This is a genomic window from Streptomyces katrae, from assembly GCF_000966975.1.
In the GTDB taxonomy this organism is placed as follows: Bacteria; Actinomycetota; Actinomycetes; order Streptomycetales; family Streptomycetaceae; genus Streptomyces; species Streptomyces katrae.
The window spans coordinates 1-312 of sequence record NZ_JZWV01001161.1 but is presented as its reverse complement, the minus strand read 5'-3'; the positions used below and the strand labels follow the sequence as shown (position 1 = coordinate 312).

The 312-nt window shown below is 77.6% G+C and carries 1 protein-coding gene; it reads right to left on the bottom strand.

Features of this window, described 5'->3' with window-relative positions; all coding sequences use genetic code 11:
• Nucleotides 1–312: AMP-binding enzyme (locus VR44_RS34180; RefSeq protein ID WP_045951531.1), on the bottom strand; the 312-nt coding region annotated here is incomplete at both ends.

The window sequence follows — 312 nt, the reverse complement described above, 5'->3', positions numbered from 1 at the left end:
TACGCGGGCAGCCGCTCGGCGAGCGCCCGGCGCAGCTCCGCCGGGTCCGCCACCTGGCCCTCCGAGGGCACCACGTAGGCGACCAGGCGCTGCTCGCCGGGGGTGTCCTCGCGGACCACCACCGCGGCGTGTCCGACCTGCGGGCCGCGCACCAGTTCGGCCTCGATCTCGCCCGGCTCGATCCGGTGGCCGCGGATCTTGACCTGCTGGTCGCTGCGGCCGAGGTAGTCGACGGTGCCGTCGGGGCGCCGCCGGGCCAGGTCGCCCGTGCGGTACATCCGGGCGCCCGGAGCGCCGTACGGGTCGGGGGTG